The organism is Peribacillus sp. SIMBA_075, assembly GCF_046534585.1.
In genome coordinates this window covers 1-256 of record NZ_JAWRYN010001033.1, presented here as the reverse complement: position 1 = coordinate 256, position 256 = coordinate 1, and the positions used below count along the sequence as shown (strand labels likewise).

The 256-nt window shown below is 37.9% G+C and carries 1 protein-coding gene; it reads right to left on the bottom strand.

Annotation, left to right across the window (positions count from 1 at the left end; translation table 11 throughout):
* Positions 1 to 256: DUF3388 domain-containing protein (locus SB775_RS31440; RefSeq protein ID WP_410865195.1), on the bottom strand; the 256-nt coding region annotated here is incomplete at both ends.

The window sequence follows — 256 nt, the reverse complement described above, 5'->3', positions numbered from 1 at the left end:
ATTCGATAATATAATCAAAATCATCCAATGTGTATTCTGACTGACTCACAAACACATCCGGATGTTCCACAACTTTCGTTGCAGGCAATCTCATGATTTCACGAACGAGCTGCCAGTGTCTTTCATTTGCACGCTTTGTCGACACAATTCCATCTAGTATGAAAATATTATCGTCGCTATACTCATCTTCAATCAATTGGCTACGAACAGTTTGCTTAATGAGAGTAGATGATACGAATAACCATCTCTTATTTGC